This window comes from Campylobacter concisus (genome assembly GCF_902460845.1).
In the GTDB taxonomy this organism is placed as follows: domain Bacteria; phylum Campylobacterota; class Campylobacteria; order Campylobacterales; family Campylobacteraceae; genus Campylobacter_A; species Campylobacter_A concisus_X.
Genome location: NZ_CABPVS010000005.1, coordinates 230,409 through 247,146, shown reverse-complemented (window position 1 = coordinate 247,146; position 16,738 = coordinate 230,409). Strand labels below are relative to the sequence as shown.

Sequence of the window (16,738 nt, the reverse complement as noted above, 5' to 3'; positions counted from 1 at the left end):
GCATAAAAAGGTTGTTTATGAAGGTTAAAATTTTATCTTTTACTTTGATAATTGCTATTTTTGGTGGCTGCTCATTTAACGGCTTTATGGGCGAGCCAACTAACACATCAAACCGCAACGTAGTCATCCAAAAGGTCGATAAAGACGATCTTAGAGAGGTGATGAAAAAAGAGAAGATGATATATGATAGCGCTCCAAGAGAGACCACTTTTAGAGCCACAGGCGAGGGCATAGCTCCGCTAAATTCGCTCTCATACGCTCAGTCAGTTACACTTGCAAAAAGAGCGGCGATGGCTGATGCTTATTCGCAGCTTGCTGGTAAGCTTTATGGCGTAAAGATCAACGCTGAAGACACCGTAAGAGACGCGATGCTAAACGACTCATCTATCACTTCAAAGGTTCAAGGACTTGTCAAAAATGCAAGGATCGTGAATGAAAATTTCAAAGACGGGCTTTATAAGGTAAATATGGAGCTTAAGATAGACGAAGATAAGTGGCGAGAAGTCTTTTCTTACTAACGATACTTTTAAATTTCTCCTTTTGCCTGGAGGAGTTTATCTTCTGGGCAAAGGTAGATACGAAAAATCAAATAGTTGCCTTTGAAGAAATTTCATTTTCAAAGGCGATGACTCTTTCGCCAAATCCAAAACCAAAATTTCTTTGCCAGATAGACGCTTTTAAAGATGAAAATACCACAGCCCTTGGCTTTTTAAATTTACACAAAGATGAAATTTTTGACTGCTTTGCTTTAAAAAAAGTGATGATAAAAAATGAGCTTAATGTCAAAAATGCACAGATCTCAAACGCTTCAAATTTGAAAATTTTGCCAGTTAGATTTATGGTGGAATTTAAGCCAAAATCCGCTATCATCGGCACACTTCAATAAAAAAGAGATCAAATGAATATCGTCATAGTAGAAGATGACATCAATATGCGAAAGTCGCTTGAGATCGCACTTGGCGAGTATGAAGAGCTAAACATCAAAAGCTACAAGGGCGCAGTTGAGGCTCTAAAAAAGCTAAGCGACGACACTGATCTAATCATCACTGATATAAACATGCCAAAGATGGACGGACTTGAGTTCATTAAAGAGTTAAACGGCAAATTTGACGTCATCATAATGACAGGAAATGCGACGCTTAATAAGGCGATAGAGAGCGTTAGGCTCGGCGTGAAGGACTTTTTAACAAAGCCATTTGACGTCTCGACGCTATATGAAGCGATAAAAAGGGTCAAGCTTCTTAAGCAAAAAACTCCAAAAACTATAAAAAAAATAGAAACAAAAAGCGAAAATAACGGCTTTTTAGCCACTTCAAAGGCGCTTGAATCTACGCTAAATATCGCGCTAAAAGCCGCAAGGACTGACGCTTCAATAATGCTTAGTGGCGAAAGCGGCGTTGGCAAGGAGGTCTTTGCTAAATTTATCCACACAAACTCACCTAGAAAAGATGCAGCATTTGTTGCTTTAAATATGGCGGCGATCCCTGAAAATTTGATAGAAAGTGAGCTTTTTGGCTTTGAAAAAGGTGCATTCACCGACGCTGCGACTACAAAAAAAGGACAGTTTGAGCTAGCAAATGGCGGAACGCTATTTTTAGATGAGATCGGCGAGATGCCTATAAATTTACAACCAAAGCTGCTTCGTGCCTTGCAGGAGCGCGAGATAACAAGACTTGGCGCTACAAAGAGCGAAAAGATAGATGTTCGCATCATCTGCGCTACAAACACAAATTTAGAGCTTGCGATGAAGGAGGGCAGGTTTAGAGAGGATCTTTTCTACCGCCTAAATACGATCCCGCTTTTCATCCCGCCACTTCGCGAGCGAAAGGATGAAATTTTACCTATCGCTCAGGATGCTTTAGAAAAGTGCTGTAAAGAGTATGGCTTTGAGGCTAAAAATTTCTCAAAAGCAGCAAAAGAAGAGCTTTTGAGCTACGACTATCCAGGCAACATAAGAGAGCTCATTTCAGTCGTGCAAAGAGCGGCGATACTAAGCGAGGGCAATGAAATTTTGCCAAAAGATCTATTTTTACAAGCTAGAAGCAAAAAATAGCCATAAATTTAAGTAAAATTACGAAAATTAAAAAAAGATAAGGAGAGCAGATGAGAAAATTTAACGTAGCTGTCGTTGGTGCTACTGGAGCGGTCGGCGAAGAGCTTTTTAGAGTGATGGAAGAGGTTGAGTTTCCAGTTGGAGAGCTTTTGCCGCTTGCTAGCGCAAAAAGTGCTGGCAGCGAGATCGAATTTAATGGCAAATATTACAAAGTAAAAGAGCTAACCGAAAAGGTTTTTAGCGAGCACGAGATAGATATAGCATTTTTTAGTGCGGGCGGTTCAGTCTCAGAAAAATTTGCCAAATTTGCAGCTGATAGTGGCGCAGTAGTCATCGATAACACCAGCCATTTTAGGATGGATAAAGACATCCCTCTTGTTGTGCCAGAGTGTAATCCAAGCGACATTGCTATGTGGAAAAATCGCGGTATCATCGCAAATCCAAACTGCTCGACTATCCAAATGGTGCAAATTTTAAAACCACTAAATGACGCTTTTAGTATCAATAGAGTCGATGTTTCTACATACCAAGCAGCAAGCGGTGCTGGCAAAGAGGGCATGGAAGAGCTTGTCGTTCAGATGCAAAAATTCTTTGAGTTTAAGCTTGATGAGTGTGAGCCAAAGGTATTTGCGCACCGCCTAGCGCTAAATGTGATCCCACACATCGATGTCTTTTTGGACAATGACTACACAAAAGAAGAGATGAAAATGGTCAATGAAACGCAAAAAATTCTTCACAAAGATATAGAAGTTAGCGCTACCTGTGTGCGTGTGCCAGTACTTAGAAGTCACTCTGAGGCGATCACTATCCATTTTGATAAGGATGTAAGTGCGGATGCAGCAAGAGAAATTTTAAGCAAAGCCCCAAGCGTCGTTGTAGTCGATAATCCAGCAAATAAAGAGTATCCGATGCCTATCATTTCAAGCGATACAAATGAGACTTATGTTGGTAGGATCAGAGTTGATAATTACAGACCTAACGTGCTTCATCTTTGGTGTAGTGCTGATCAGATCCGCGTAGGGGCTGCTACAAATGCTGTCAGGATCGCACAAAAATGGATCGCGATGCAAGAGTAAATAAAAAGGATTTTTTATTGCGTAAGATATTTGAAAAAATTTTGCTTGCTAGCAACAGCTTTACACTTTTTCCAGTAGTTTTTGGACTTTTAGGTGCGATCGTACTTTTCATCATCGCAAGTTATGATGTCGGCAAGGTACTTTTAGAGGTTTATAAATATTTCTTTGCTGCAGATTTTCACGTTGAAAATTTCCACTCAGAAGTCGTTGGCGAGATCGTTGGAGCGATCGATCTATACTTGATGGCACTTGTTCTTTATATATTTAGCTTCGGAATTTACGAGCTTTTCATCTCAGAGATCACACAGTTAAAGCAGTCAAAGCAGAGCAAGGTGCTTGAAGTGCATTCGCTTGATGAGCTAAAAGACAAGCTTGGCAAAGTGATCGTCATGGTTTTAATCGTAAATTTCTTCCAAAGAGTGCTTCACGCAAACTTCACAACTCCGCTTGAGATGGCCTATCTTGCGGCTTCTATCCTTGCACTTTGCCTTGGACTTTACTTCCTTCACAAGGGAGATCACTAAAATTTTAAGCGTTTTTACGCTTAAAATTTCTCTTACATCTTTTCTTTAGCTATTTTTAGGTAATATCCATTTAAAAATTTAAAGGAAATTTGATGATTTTTATAGACGCTTGTCTTAAAAAACCGACCCCATATACGCCTGTTTGGATGATGCGCCAAGCTGGTAGATATTTGCCAGAGTATATGCGAGTACGCGCGCAAGCAGGGGATTTTTTATCTCTTTGCAAAGACTACAAAAAGGCTAGTGAAGTCACACTTCAGCCAGTTGAAATTCTTGGCGTTGATGCAGCGATTTTATTTAGCGATATCTTGGTCGTGCCTCTTGAAATGGGCATGGATCTACGTTTTGAAAAGGGAGAAGGGCCAGTTTTTACAGAGCCTTTGCGTGATAAAGCTGCACTTGACGTACTTAGTATCGAAAAATCGACTAAAAATTTAGCATACGTCTACGATACGATCAAGCTCACAAGAGAAAATTTAGCCAAAGATAAGGCGCTAATTGGCTTTTGTGGCGCACCTTGGACGATAGCTACATATATGATAGAAGGTGGCGGCAGTAAAACTTATGCGGTCTGCAAAAAAATGCTCTATCAAAATCCAGAATTTTTACATCAAATTTTAGAAAAAGTGACGCAAGCTCTCATTCTTTATGTCAAAGAGCAGATAAAAGCTGGTGTAAATGCGGTGCAAATTTTTGACAGCTGGGCAGCTGCACTTGAGGAGCAGGCTTATTTTGAGTTTGGATTTAGCTATATAAATAAAATAGTTGATAGCGTAAAAGCTGAGTTTCCAGAAATTCCGGTCATCGTTTTTCCAAAGGGGATAAGTGGCTATTTGGATAAAATTTCAGGAAATTTTGACGTTTTTGGTGTTGATTGGAGTACGCCAATTGAGCTAGCCAAAGAAAAACTAAGTCCAAAATACGTCCTTCAAGGCAATATGGAGCCAACCAGACTTTATAGCAAAAAGGCGATAGATGAAGGCATTGATAAAATTTTAGATACAATGAAAGGTGCTCCACATATCTTTAATCTAGGTCACGGAATCTTACCAGACATACCGGTTGAAAATGCAAAATATTTCATAAAACAGGTGCAAGTAAAAAGTGCAAGGTAATAAGCCTTGCATTGTCTTTGGACCGATAAATTCTCGCCGTTTTGGCATGAGCCTTGGCATAGATCTAAGCCCTAATCAAAAATCATGTAATTTTGACTGTGTTTATTGCGAGCTAAGTGGCGCAAAAACAGTCAATGCGATAGAAAATCCGCCAAGTGTTGACGAGATTATAAGCGATTTAAAAGAAGCTTTAAAAACTTATCAAAACATCGATGTCATCACGCTTACAGCAAATGGCGAACCAACTCTTTACCCACACCTAAAAGAGCTGATAGCAAAAGTAAATGAGCTAAAAGGTAGCGCAAAAACACTTATTTTGAGTAATGGCTCAGGCGTGTGTGATCCAAAAATTTGTGAAGCCTTGCAAGGGCTTGATATAGTTAAATTTAGCCTTGATAGCGCGGTGCAAAGCACATTTAAAAAGATAGACCGCAACAAAAGTGGCATAGAAGTTGGCGAGCTCATAAAAGCGATGGCTAAATTTTGCAAGGAATTTAAAGGCGAACTTGTGCTTGAAATTTTGGTCGTGGCTGGATTTAACGACAAAAAAAGTGAGTTTGAAACACTTAACGTGGCGATAAAAGAGATAGCTCCGCACCGAGTGGATATTGGCACGATAGATCGCCCACCAGCTTACAATGTAAAGGGTGTAGACGCCAAAAAACTAGAGGAGCTAGCCAAGCAGATAAGTTGCGTACCGGTTAATATAGCTAAGGCTCACAAAATAGAGCAAAAGTATAACTTTAGTGAGGATGAAATTTTAGAAATGCTAAGGCGTCGTCCGCAAACTATTGCAAATGTTGAAGAGAATTTTTCTGACTCTTCAAAGCAAACTCTAGCAAAATTCTTGCAACAAGATGTGGTTTATCTAGCCGATATTGCTGGAGTAAAATTTTATAAACTAAGAGTATAAATGAAAAGAATCCTTACAATACAAGATATCTCGTGTGTTGGCAAATGTTCCCTTACTGTCGCACTTCCGATAATTAGCGCTCAAGGCATCGAAGCATGTATATTGCCTACTGCGCTACTTTCGACTCATACTGGCTTTAAAAATTTCACTTTTCGTGATCTAACTAATGAATTTGACGAGATAACACAGGTTTGGCACAAAGAAAATATCGCATTTGATGGAATTTATACTGGGTTTTTAGGCAGCTTTAGCCAGCTTGAGCTGATAGAGAAAATTTTTAATGAGTTTAGTAGCTCTGCTCCGCTAATACTTGTAGATCCTTGCATGGGTGACAATGGCAAGCTCTATCATGGGTTTGATAAAAAATTTGTTATGAAAATGCGTGAAATTTGCACAAAGGCTCACGTCATCACGCCAAATATAACTGAAGCAAGCTTTATGTGCGGGATGCCGTTTTTAGGCAGTGACTATACGCAAGATTATATTTTAGAGTTGCTTGAAGGTTTAGCTAGCTTTGGAGTTAGAAAGATTGTGTTAAAGGGCATTAGATACAAGCAAAATGAATGCGGCATCATAGCTTACGACGCAAAGACAAAAGAGAAGGTAGGGTATTTTCACGAATTTTTGCCATTTCACACGAGTGGGACTGGAGATATATTTGCTTCAGTGCTTTTTGGCTCGCTAGTAAATGGCGAAACGATAGAAACTGCTATAAAAAAGGCGGCAAATTTTGTGCTTAGTAGCATTAAAATCACATTAAAAGATAAGAACCGCACATGGTATGGTGTGCAGTTTGAAAAGGTGCTTGGCGCTCTTGCAAAATAGGCGGGCAAACTACTTATTTAAAATTTTTAATAACACAACGATATGGCAAAGATTTATATCTTTACTAGCTGTTAAAAGTGCTATATCGCCATACTCTTTTTCTAGTTTTTTTAGCATTTTAAAGCAAGATTGTGCTTTTTCATTATCAAGCTCGAGCTCAAATTTCTCACAAAACTCATCAAATCTAGCTTCTCTATCTTCATGAAACCACTCTCTTAAAGCAGTGCTTGGTGTGATATCTTTTAACCAAAGAAAATTTGAAAATATCTCTTTTCTTATGCCTCTTGGATAGAGTCTATCAACAAAAGCTGCCTTCATATCCAAACTATCATCTTTGATAAAATCATAAATTCTATAAGCTTTAAACATGTTGTGATTGTAATCCTATAATGTTTATAAATAAAAAAATATTCTTAGTTATCTTATATTTTTTATACTTGTTTAAAATTTAAGGTTTGTAAAATCAAAGCTCAAATTTTTGATTGTGGCGATAAGAATTAAACTAGGGCTAGAAATGGTCCTAAAAAGAATAAATTTAAATTAAAGCTCGTTTTGATAAAATCCCAACATAAAAATCACTAAAAGGGTTATCATTATGAGAGGCTATAAAATTTTCTCAGGAACGGCTAATATTGAGCTTTCAAAGAAAATTTCGCAATATCTTTCACTTCCTCTTAGCGAGGCAAGTATAAAAAGATTTAGCGATGGAGAGATCAGCGTGCAAATCGGCGAGAGCGTGCGCGGAAAAGATGTTTTTGTCATTCAGCCAACATGTGCACCGACAAATACAAATTTAATGGAGCTACTTATTTTAACTGATGCTTTAAGACGCAGTAGTGCAAGCTCTATAACAGCGATTGTGCCGTATTTTGGCTACGCTAGACAAGACAGAAAAGCAGCTCCTAGAGTGCCGATCACTGCAAAACTAGTGGCAAACATGATGCAAACAGCAGGTATCGATAGAGTCGTCACTATGGATCTTCACGCAGGACAAATTCAAGGATTTTTTGATATTCCGGTTGATAACCTTTATGGAAGTATCATTTTTAATGACTATGTAAGGGCCAAAAATTTACCAAATCCAATCGTTGCAAGTCCTGATGTAGGCGGCGTAGCTCGTGCTAGAGCCTTGGCTAAAAATCTAAATCTTGACATGGTTATCGTAGATAAGCGCCGCGAAAAAGCAAACGAGAGCGAAGTGATGAATATAATCGGTGACGTAAATGGTAAAGATGTGATTTTAGTTGATGATATGATAGATACAGCTGGCACGATCGTAAAAGCAGCTGAAATTTTTAAAGAGCGTGGCGCAACTAGCGTTATGGCGTTTTGTACGCATCCAGTCCTTAGCGGACCAGCTTACGATAGGCTAAAACTAGGCTTTTTGGATGAGCTAGTTGTTACTGATACGATACCTTTAGCAGAGGAGCTACCTTGTATAAAAGTGCTAAGCGCAGCTTCATTGTTTGGCGAAGTGATACGCCGTGTATATCACAATGAAAGCGTAAATAGCTTATTTTAATTAATCTTGGCTTTTGCTTTGGAGTTGTTTCAGGCAAAAGCCAAATCTTTCAATATTTATTAGAATCTAATTTTGATAAATCAAAATTTATAGCAAAAAGATAGCCTCTATTTATAGCTGGAATTTTTAAAATTCTAGCCTTCTCTTTAAAAATTTTTGGCATTATGGCTTTGCAAAATGGAGTTACTAAAAGGTAAGTGTCTGCGTATCCGACAGCTATCTTGCCACTTAGTACCACGCTTGTTTGCTTTGCTAAATTTGTGCTTAGCTCATCTTTTTGAGCTTTGCTTAGAAGCACGTTTAGCTCTTTTGCGACCATGTCGATGCCTCGTATCGCATTACTATCATTTTTTATGATAAAAATTTCATCACTTATTTTTGTGATATTTGGCATTAAAATTTGTCTATCGGCTTCTAAAAACTCAAAGCTTTTTTTTACGCCATTAAAATAATTATCTAAAAACGGTTCGCTAAAATTTAGCCTCATGAAGCTTCTTTTAAACTCGCCCTTTAAATTTGTCTCATCAATAAAATAGTCCAAATTTCTCTCATTAAGATAATTTTGAAGCTCTTTTTTGCGTAAATTTAAAAGCGGCCTAACTAGCCAAAAGTGCTTTCTTTTTTCAAACTCACTCATGCCAAAGAGCTCTTTTAGTCCAGCACCTTTACCAAGTTGCATCAAAAACCACTCAAATTTATCGTCAAACTGATGTGCTAGGATCAAATTTTCATAGCTAAATTTTTGACAAATCTCGCCAAAAAACTCATATCTTACCTCGCGCGCATTTTTTTCAAAATTTGAATTATCTAAAAAAACGCTTTTAGTATAAATTTTTTTACCAAATTTATCTGCGAGCTCTTTTGCACTTTTTATCTCGCTTTTGCTTTGCTCTCGCACATTGTAATCAACCATCGCTATATCAAATTTGATCCCAGCCTCTTCTAAAATGTAAAAAAGTGCGGTGCTGTCTATGCCGTGCGAGAATGCAAGCAGGTTTGCACCTGAGCTTAGCTTTTCTCGCACATTTTGGCTTATCATTTTGCTTTTTTGATGATTTTAGCGATTAGTTTTTGATCGACCACGTCAGTGACCTCACAAAGGTAGAGTGAGCCGATCTCAAGCTCTTTTACGTCGCTTTCGTTTATTAAAATTTCGCCGTCTATATCTTTATCCCAGATGTCTTTTTTTGCTGCGTAAAACATCTCGCCCTCGCTGCTTTCGCCCTCAAGAGAAGCATAAAATTGCTTGCCAATCTCTTTTTGCAAGCTCTCATTTATCGCTTTTTTAGTGATCTTTTCTATCTTATTTAGTCTTTTTGAGATGATCTTAGCTGGGATTTGCTCCATTTCAAAAGATGCCGTATCTTCTTCTTTTGAGTAGGCAAAGGCTGAAATTCTATCAAATTTAAACTCTTCTAAAAATTTGCAAAGTTCCTCAAAATCCTCCTCGCTCTCGCCAGGGTGTCCGACGATGACACCAGTTCGTAAGAATGAATTCTCGGCATTTCTCATTAAATTTAAAAGCTCTTTTATCTTTTTAGCACCGCTTCCACGCTTCATTGTCTTTAGCATGTCTTCGCTGATGTGTTGGATCGGCATATCAAAGTAGTTGTGAAAGATAGGCGAAGCGATGATACGTTCAATTAGCTCCTTGCTAGTTGTACTTGGGTAGAGATAAAGTATCCTGGCACTCCTTACGCCCTTTATCTTTTCTATCTCGTCTATTAAATTTATAAGCCCGTCGCTAACGCCCTGATCGCGCATATATGAGCTTGAGTCTTGTGATAAAAAGCTAAAGTCGTAGTAGCCTTTTTTGACTAGATTTTTAACCTCATTTACGATGTTTTCAAGCGAGCGCGATTTTAGCTTGCCTTTAAAAGTTGGAATGGCACAAAAACTGCATTTTTGGTTACAGCCCTCTGAAATTTTGATGTAGGCGTGGTAGTTTGAGCCAGTTATCACACGCTCTTCATTTGCTTGCAGATAAGTTTGCGGGCTAAATAAATTTTGCTTTTTCAAGATGATCTCATCGATCTTGTCATAGTCAGCCACACCGGTAAAGAGATCAACCTCTGGTAGCTCTTTCATAAGCTCATCTTTGTAGCGCTGCATAAGACAACCAGTTACTACTAGCAAAGAGCCATTTTTACGAGCTTCGTGCATCTCAAGTATGGTTTGTATGCTCTCTTCTTTGGCGGATTTGATAAAGCCACAGGTATTTACGATGATAACATCAGCGTCACTGATATCGTCTGTAATATCGTAGTTTTGCAATCTGCCAAGCATGATCTCAGAATCAACTAAATTTTTGTTACAGCCAAGTGAAATTAAGTGAAGTTTTGGCATTTTTATATCCAGATGTTGTCTATTAGCCTAGTTTTGCCAACATAAGCTGCTACTAAAATGATGGTGTTATTTTTTTCTATTTTGGAAATTTCATTTAAATTTCTATCCGTAATAGCGACATAATCAACCTTTAACGGCTCTAGCACTTCAAGCATCTTTGTTTTGATCTCACTTGCGTCTTCCTCGCCGTTTTGGATCAAATTTTGTGCTTTATTTAGCGATCTTGAAAGCCTTAGAGCATTACATTTATCTTCGTCGCAGATATAGACATTTCTACTTGAAAGCGCTAAGCCGTCTGGCTCTCTAACGATATCGCAAGCCACTAGCTCGATGTTTAGGAAAAATGTCTTTATCATGTTTTGTACTATGATTAGTTGTTGTGTGTCTTTTTTGCCCATATAAACGCTATTTGCACGAGTTAGGCGAAATAGCTTGTTTAGCACTCTTAGTACGCCGTCAAAGTGTCCAGGCCTAGTTTTGCCCTCTAAGATGGCTGAAAATTTCTTTGGAGCAACGATTAGAGGCTCATCTTCAAAGTAAAGTTTACCAGCATCTGGGATAAAGATAGCGCTAACGCCGTTTTGCTCGCAAATTTTAATGTCGTTTTGCTCATTTCTTGGGTATTTGTCTAGATCTTCGCCTGGTAAAAATTGAGTTGGATTAACGAATGTTGAGACGATACTTATCTCATTTTCGTTCACGCATTTTTTAATAAGGCTAACGTGTCCGTCATGAAGTGCGCCCATGGTCGGCACAAAACCGATCTTTGCGCTTGTGCTAGAGACGAAATTTTCAAGTTCTTTTATAGTTCTTATGATTTGCATTTTGACTCTTTTTGTTTGAAATTTTAACTTGGCATTGTAACAAAAAAGGATTAAAAGGGCGTAAATTTAAAAATGTAAGCAACTTTTGGCTAAAATCGGCAAAAATTTTTGGAGAAAAACTTGGATAGTTACGAATACAACGAGCTTTTAAAGAAGCTACAAACAAAAGTTGAAAACATAGGCTCTATCGTAAAGCCTGAAGAGATAAAGGCTAGACTAAAAGAGATCGAGGCCACCGAGCAAGATCCTGATTTTTGGCAAGATATCGCTAAAGCAGGGGCGCTAAATAAAGAAAAGACAAAAATTTCAAACATGCTTGCAAAATTTAACGATGCTAATCAGGCAGTAAGTGATGCAAAGGAACTTTTTGAGCTAGCAAATTCTGAAAATGACGAAGAGACTATAAATTCTCTCTTTGATGACGCTAAAAATTTAGATGAAAAGATAGTAAATCTTGAAATTTCTATGCTTTTAAGCGGCGAAGATGACGGCAAAAATGCGATCGTATCGATCCACCCTGGAGCTGGTGGCACTGAGAGTAACGACTGGGCGAGCATGCTTTATAGGATGTATCTTAGATTTTGCGAGCGTGAGGGCTTTAAGGTTGAGACTCTTGACTTTCAAGAGGGTGATGAGGCTGGGCTAAAGGATGTTAGCTTTATTGTAAAAGGTGAAAATGCTTATGGCTACTTCAAAGCAGAAAATGGCATCCACAGGCTCGTTCGCACAAGTCCATTTGATAGTGCAGGGCGCCGTCATACAAGCTTTTCTAGCGTCATGGTAAGCCCTGAAGTAGATGATGATATAGAGATCGAGATCGAAGAAAAAGATCTAAAAATAGATACTTATAGAGCAAGTGGTGCTGGTGGTCAGCATGTAAATAAGACAGAATCAGCCATCCGTATCACGCATATACCAACTGGCATCGTCGTGCAGTGCCAAAATGACCGCAGTCAGCACAAAAATAGAGCTACAGCGATGAAAATGCTAAAGTCTCGCCTTTACGAGCTTGAGCTAATGAAACAACAAGAAGCGAGCAACAGCGTCGAAAAGAGCGAGATCGGCTGGGGTCATCAGATAAGATCATACGTACTTTTCCCGTATCAGCAAGTAAAAGACAACCGCAGTGGCGAGGCATATTCACAAACCGATGCGATACTTGATGGGGATATCAAAAAGATGATAGAGGGCGTCTTGATCGCTCAAAAGGCTGAGGCGTAATAAATTTATAAAAAGAGATGAGAGCTAAAATTTCATCTCTTTTAGCTTCATGCACGCCTCTTCTTTGCCTTTAAAGCAAGATTCATCAAGATAAATTCTCGCTTTTTTATAGTCATTTTTGCCTAGATAGATAAGCCCCAGATCGTAGCTGGCCTCACTTGAGCCAAGGCTTGTGGCTTTTTCGTAAAAATATATCGCTTTTTCTAAATTTTTATTGACCCCAAGGCCGTATTCGTAGATATATCCAGCACTTCTTAGTCCGTCTATATTGCCGTATCTGCCAGCTGTCTCAAACCAAAAAAGTGCCCTTAAGATATCCTTGCTAAAGCCTTTACCATCACGAAAACAAACGCCAGTTTGCTGCATGGCAAGCACATTTCCATCTTTTGCATAATCATAAAATCTCTTGCAAGCTTTTGGATAGTTGCCCTCGTTATATAGATAGATGGCGTCTGCTATTTGCTCGACCTCTGGATCAAGTGGTGGCTCACTAAGGCCAAAATTTTGTGAAATTTGATCTAACGAACATCCCCAAAATAGCAAAACACTAAACACAAAAATGATAAATTTTTTCATATTTGTCCTTGAAAATTTAGGCGATTTTATCCAATTTTATCTTATAATGCCCGCAAATTTTAAGCAAAAGGAACGATATGGATCATAATGCGCTTTTAATCCAGCTTGGCTATAACGTCAATGAAACGACCACTGCTCAAATGTGTAGAATTTTAAACAACACTGACGGTCTTTTGCCAAAGAGCATAATTGAACTAAATGACCATTTAAAGCCGCACCTTTGTTTTGTGGCGATGAGTGGAAGTGAAGATAGACTAAAGATAAAAAATGTAGCTACCGTTAATGAAATAAAAGAGCGAGTTGATGAGATTATAAAAAACTGGGCTAATAAATATAAAATGGAGCTAAAAAAGATAAATGAAACAACTTACTATGTAATGGGAAAGATAAGGGACTGAAAATGAAATATGATATTGTAATTATTGGTTTTGGAAAAGCTGGCAAAACGCTAGCGGTTAAAGCTGCCGCACTTGGCAAAAAAGTGGCTCTTGTAGAGAGATCACCAAAGATGTATGGAGGCACTTGCATAAATGTTGGCTGCATACCAACCAAACGTCTAATAACAGCCGCTAAAGAGGCAAAATTTGTAAATAATAGTGTCGAAAGCGAATATTACACGCTTAGTGTGGAAAATAAGAATAAACTAATCTCGGCTCTTAATGCTAAAAACTATGCGATGTTAAATGATAAAGAAAATATCGATGTGATCGATGGTGTTGGCTCATTTGCTAGTAAAAATAGCATACTTGTAACAACGCCAAGTGGTGAGAAAAAGCTAATAGAGGGCGATTTTATTATCATAAATAGTGGCTCAAAAGATACAGATGCTCCTTTTGAGGTTGTAAACTCAAATGTATTTTCAAGCCAAACTTTGCTTGATCTAAAAAATTTACCAAAGCATTTTGTCATTATCGGTAGTGGTTTTATCGGCATAGAGTTTGCATCGATGTTTGCAAATTTTGGCTCAAAAGTGACTATCATAGGACGTTCAAAACTACTTAAAAACGAAGATGATGATATAGCTAATAGCGTAAAAGAAGCTCTTAGAGTCCAAGGCGTTGAAATTTTAGAGGGTTGCGAGATAGAGTGCATTAAAGAAAATGTATTAAATTTCAAGCAAAATGGCGAGCAAAGATGCCTTAGAGCTGATGCATTTTTGATCGCACTTGGCAGAGTAGCAAATGTAGATGATTTAAATTTAAAAGCTGCTGGAGTTGAGCTAAATGAAAAAGGCTTTATAAAGACAAATGAAAATCTTCAAACAAATATGCCAAACATCTATGCGGTAGGCGACGTACGCGGCGGAGAGCTTTTTACTTATACGAGCTTAGATGATTTTAGGATAGTTTATTCACAAATTTTTGGTGATAAAAAGAGAAATACCAAAAATAGAAGTATTCATGCAAATGTACTATTTACCGACACTCCGCTAGCAAGAGTTGGAGTAAATGCAAAAGAGGCTAGCAAGCTTGGGCTAAATTTTAAAGAGCTAAAGCTTAGTATGGCAACAGTACCAGGCGCAAAAGTACTAAATCATGATGTAGGCATGCTAAAAGCTATCGTTGATGCACAAAGCGGCGAAATTTTAGGAGTTAGCTTTCACTGCATCTATGCAAATGAGCTGATAAATGAAATCGCAATTGCAATGAATTTAAAAGCAAATGCAAATTTCTTTAAAAATCAAATTTTCACTCATCCAAGTATCAGTGAAGCACTAAATGACTTATTTGGACAATTTTAAAAGGAAAAGAATGAAAAAAGATTTATTGCTTTTATTGGCTTTATTTTTCACTGGCTGCTTAAATGTGATTGGTGTAGGACAAAAACAAGATGATTCGTGGCAGCAACCAAAGGATGAAAAAATAGTGCAAAATAAAGAGCAAATTTCAAGAAATGCGATCGAAATTTTAATACCAAAATGCGAAGAAGGCGATGCGGAAGCTTGCAACGATTTGGGTGTAAATTACGAGCTTTTAAAAGAATATGAAAATGCTTTAACAAATTATAAAAAAGCTTGCGATGCTAAAGTACAAGTCGGTTGTGCAAATTTGGGCACTCTTTATGAGCTTGGACTCGGAGTTAAAAAAAATCCAAAAAAAGCAATTTTAATTTATAAAGAAAGTTGCAATGGCGGAGGCATGCAAGCTTGCTATCATTTAGGCAATGCTTATAGAAAAGGTGAAATCGTTAAGCGAGATTATTACTTAGCAATGCAAGCTTATACAAATGCATGCAATGCTGGCGATTTGCCAAGTTGTGCTAATATCGGTGCGATGTACGAGCTTGGTCTTGGTGTCAATAAAGATGAAAAAAGGGCTTATGGAATTTATAAAGTCGCTTGCTTTCGTGGGCTAAGCAAGGCATGCCCTCAGATGAAAAGACTAGGCACAAAGCTGGGAATGTAAGTGAAAAAGGTCTTAAATTTTAGTCTTGTTTTGGCCATGGGCTTTATGCTTAGTGGTTGCTGGTCGTGGCAAAAGATGGTAAGCTTTGGCTTTTGGCAAAGTGATGAAGAGGCTAGGGTGGAGCGTCTGGAGCTAGAAAAAGAGAAGATGGTACAAAACTGCGAGAGCGGAAATAGCATCGACTGTAACAATTTAGCTGTAAATTTTAGCAATGAAAAAGACTTCGTAAAGGCAAAAGGCTACTACGAAAAAGCTTGTAATGCTGGGCTTGCGACGGCTTGTTCAAATTTAGGCCAAATTTATGAGCAAGGGCTGATTGATGAGCAAAAAGATATGGAAAAAGCTCTAAAGCTTTATAAACTAGCTTGTGATAGCGGCGACGGCGTTGGCTGCTATAATGAGGCTATGGGGCTAAAATCCTACATAGAAAGCGAAAATTTAAAGACTCATAAGATAGATAGAGCTAAGGCTGAGTCTAGAGTGCTAAGGCTTTTGGCAAAGAGTTGCGAACTTGAGTATGCTCAGTCGTGCTTTTTGCTTGCAAAGCTAAGCGGCGATGAAACAAAGGCAGACGTACTTTACAAAAGAGCCTGCCAACTTGGCAAATGTGTGGAGAAAAAGCAATACTAGTCAAAATACTGTTCTAAAAATTCGTAACAAATCAACAAAGGCTCTTTCTTGAGCCTTTTAAAATTTTATATTTTAATTGAGAAATTCTAAAAATGCCTCCAAGCGTGTACAGATCTGGCCAACATACATCTTGTTTGGAGTAGTCAGTTTCAAGACTCATATAGCTTACACCAGCTTCTTTGCTGCTTCTTTTATCTTGTTTGTTTTTATTGCATAAGTGTGACAGCCACTTAAAACGATATCTATTGCACCATCTACTTTATATTCATCTACAAATTTTTTGATAGCATCAGATCTTGCGTCGTTTTTGTACATTACTGAAGAGGGACATCTTTATGTAATGTTTGGCGATATTTTCTACAAGGTCGCCTTGTGTACTCATATTATTTTTAAATTTTTAGTTCCTGTACGGTTTTCAAAAACTATACTACACCCGCTTCTACACTTACTCTTCCATATTCAGTAGCTACGATTGAAGCATATTGATAGCCTTTTTGTTCTAAAATTTCTTTTATATCGCGTACTATTTTTATGGCACTAAAACTACTTGATAACAAAAAAATAGATCACAAAAATTATCTTGATTATCTAGTATTGCTACTTTTGTAGATGTTCAGCTTATATCAATACCGATGAAATACATAAATTTATGTCTATAAAAATATAATTTCTACAACTAAGAACTTGAGAGAAATGCTATCTATTTGT

At 37.9% G+C, this 16,738-nt stretch carries 19 protein-coding genes and 1 pseudogene; 14 read left to right on the top strand and 6 right to left on the bottom strand.

Annotated features, from left to right (window positions below; translation table 11 throughout):
- The first annotated feature begins 17 nt into the window (after nucleotides 1–17).
- The 8 genes from F3H00_RS08255 (at nucleotide 18) to F3H00_RS08220 (ending at nucleotide 6,506) form a co-directional block, all read left to right on the top strand.
- Entirely contained in the window at nucleotides 18–518 is a 501-nt protein-coding gene (locus F3H00_RS08255) for an LPP20 family lipoprotein (RefSeq protein ID WP_148798478.1), read from the top strand.
- Complete coding sequence (locus F3H00_RS08250; RefSeq protein ID WP_148798480.1) at nucleotides 494–886, top strand: hypothetical protein; 393 nt, start codon at nucleotides 494–496, stop codon at nucleotides 884–886. Before F3H00_RS08255 ends, F3H00_RS08250 begins: the two co-directional genes overlap by 25 nt.
- A gap of 12 nt (nucleotides 887–898) precedes the next feature.
- Complete coding sequence (locus F3H00_RS08245) at nucleotides 899–2,053, top strand: sigma-54-dependent transcriptional regulator (RefSeq protein WP_148798482.1); 1,155 nt, start codon at nucleotides 899–901, stop codon at nucleotides 2,051–2,053.
- A 50-nt stretch (nucleotides 2,054–2,103) separates the two neighbouring features.
- On the top strand, nucleotides 2,104–3,129 hold the full coding sequence (locus F3H00_RS08240) for an aspartate-semialdehyde dehydrogenase (protein ID WP_085657435.1): 1,026 nt from the start codon (nucleotides 2,104–2,106) through the stop codon (nucleotides 3,127–3,129).
- Entirely contained in the window at nucleotides 3,108–3,653 is a 546-nt protein-coding gene (locus tag F3H00_RS08235) for a YqhA family protein (RefSeq protein WP_223155264.1), read from the top strand. The genes F3H00_RS08240 and F3H00_RS08235 overlap by 22 nt, the downstream gene beginning before the upstream one ends.
- Before the next feature lie 92 nt (nucleotides 3,654–3,745).
- Nucleotides 3,746–4,768: a uroporphyrinogen decarboxylase gene (hemE, locus tag F3H00_RS08230; protein ID WP_148798485.1), complete on the top strand. Its 1,023-nt coding sequence runs from the start codon at nucleotides 3,746–3,748 to the stop codon at nucleotides 4,766–4,768.
- A 46-nt stretch (nucleotides 4,769–4,814) separates the two neighbouring features.
- A complete protein-coding gene (locus F3H00_RS08225; protein ID WP_148798653.1) occupies nucleotides 4,815–5,681 on the top strand; it encodes a radical SAM protein in 867 nt (288 codons plus the stop codon).
- Nucleotides 5,682–6,506 (top strand): pyridoxamine kinase, encoded by an 825-nt coding sequence (locus F3H00_RS08220; RefSeq protein ID WP_148798487.1) that lies wholly within the window; start codon nucleotides 5,682–5,684, stop codon nucleotides 6,504–6,506. It abuts the gene before it with no gap.
- A 9-nt stretch (nucleotides 6,507–6,515) separates the two neighbouring features.
- Here F3H00_RS08220 and F3H00_RS08215 read toward each other — a convergent pair whose 3' ends face one another.
- Nucleotides 6,516–6,875, bottom strand: coding sequence for a DUF488 domain-containing protein (locus tag F3H00_RS08215; protein WP_148798489.1), 360 nt, complete (start codon nucleotides 6,873–6,875; stop codon nucleotides 6,516–6,518).
- Between the two features lie 226 nt (nucleotides 6,876–7,101).
- On the opposite strand from F3H00_RS08215, the gene F3H00_RS08210 reads away from it, so the two are divergent.
- A complete protein-coding gene (locus F3H00_RS08210) occupies nucleotides 7,102–8,028 on the top strand; it encodes a ribose-phosphate pyrophosphokinase (RefSeq protein ID WP_021090753.1) in 927 nt (308 codons plus the stop codon).
- Nucleotides 8,029–8,077: 49 nt separating this feature from the next.
- Here F3H00_RS08210 and tilS read toward each other — a convergent pair whose 3' ends face one another.
- From tilS to panC, 3 genes are read right to left on the bottom strand one after another with little or no spacing between them, the layout of a single operon-like run.
- Nucleotides 8,078–9,067: a tRNA lysidine(34) synthetase TilS gene (gene tilS, locus F3H00_RS08205; protein WP_148798491.1), complete on the bottom strand. Its 990-nt coding sequence runs from the start codon at nucleotides 9,065–9,067 to the stop codon at nucleotides 8,078–8,080.
- Nucleotides 9,064–10,374: a 30S ribosomal protein S12 methylthiotransferase RimO gene (gene rimO, locus F3H00_RS08200; RefSeq protein ID WP_148798493.1), complete on the bottom strand. Its 1,311-nt coding sequence runs from the start codon at nucleotides 10,372–10,374 to the stop codon at nucleotides 9,064–9,066. The genes tilS and rimO overlap by 4 nt, the downstream gene beginning before the upstream one ends.
- Before the next feature lie 2 nt (nucleotides 10,375–10,376).
- Entirely contained in the window at nucleotides 10,377–11,198 is an 822-nt protein-coding gene (panC, locus tag F3H00_RS08195) for a pantoate--beta-alanine ligase (RefSeq protein ID WP_148798495.1), read from the bottom strand.
- A 120-nt stretch (nucleotides 11,199–11,318) separates the two neighbouring features.
- Here panC and prfB point away from each other — a divergent pair, with 120 nt between their 5' ends.
- Nucleotides 11,319–12,419: a peptide chain release factor 2 gene (gene prfB, locus F3H00_RS08190; protein WP_148798497.1), complete on the top strand. Its 1,101-nt coding sequence runs from the start codon at nucleotides 11,319–11,321 to the stop codon at nucleotides 12,417–12,419.
- Between the two features lie 24 nt (nucleotides 12,420–12,443).
- On the opposite strand, the gene F3H00_RS08185 is transcribed toward prfB, so the two are convergent.
- Nucleotides 12,444–12,995 carry a tetratricopeptide repeat protein gene (locus F3H00_RS08185; RefSeq protein WP_148798499.1) on the bottom strand — a complete coding sequence of 184 codons (552 nt, stop codon included), beginning with the start codon at nucleotides 12,993–12,995 and terminating at the stop codon, nucleotides 12,444–12,446.
- Between the two features lie 77 nt (nucleotides 12,996–13,072).
- Here F3H00_RS08185 and F3H00_RS08175 point away from each other — a divergent pair, with 77 nt between their 5' ends.
- The 4 genes from F3H00_RS08175 to F3H00_RS08160 are packed head-to-tail and all read left to right on the top strand — an operon-like array spanning nucleotide 13,073 to nucleotide 16,030.
- Nucleotides 13,073–13,393, top strand: a complete 321-nt coding sequence (locus F3H00_RS08175) for a hypothetical protein (protein ID WP_021090811.1) — start codon at nucleotides 13,073–13,075, stop codon at nucleotides 13,391–13,393.
- A gap of 2 nt (nucleotides 13,394–13,395) precedes the next feature.
- Nucleotides 13,396–14,736 carry a dihydrolipoyl dehydrogenase family protein gene (locus F3H00_RS08170; RefSeq protein ID WP_148798501.1) on the top strand — a complete coding sequence of 447 codons (1,341 nt, stop codon included), beginning with the start codon at nucleotides 13,396–13,398 and terminating at the stop codon, nucleotides 14,734–14,736.
- Between the two features lie 10 nt (nucleotides 14,737–14,746).
- Nucleotides 14,747–15,400, top strand: coding sequence for a tetratricopeptide repeat protein (locus F3H00_RS08165; protein ID WP_149703805.1), 654 nt, complete (start codon nucleotides 14,747–14,749; stop codon nucleotides 15,398–15,400).
- On the top strand, nucleotides 15,401–16,030 hold the full coding sequence (locus F3H00_RS08160) for a tetratricopeptide repeat protein (protein WP_148798505.1): 630 nt from the start codon (nucleotides 15,401–15,403) through the stop codon (nucleotides 16,028–16,030).
- 165 nt (nucleotides 16,031–16,195) lie between these two features.
- On the opposite strand, the pseudogene F3H00_RS10620 reads toward F3H00_RS08160, so the two are convergent.
- Nucleotides 16,196–16,348, bottom strand: a pseudogene (locus tag F3H00_RS10620) (2-hydroxyacyl-CoA dehydratase family protein); the annotation flags it as partial.
- Nucleotides 16,349–16,738: the final 390 nt, after the last annotated feature.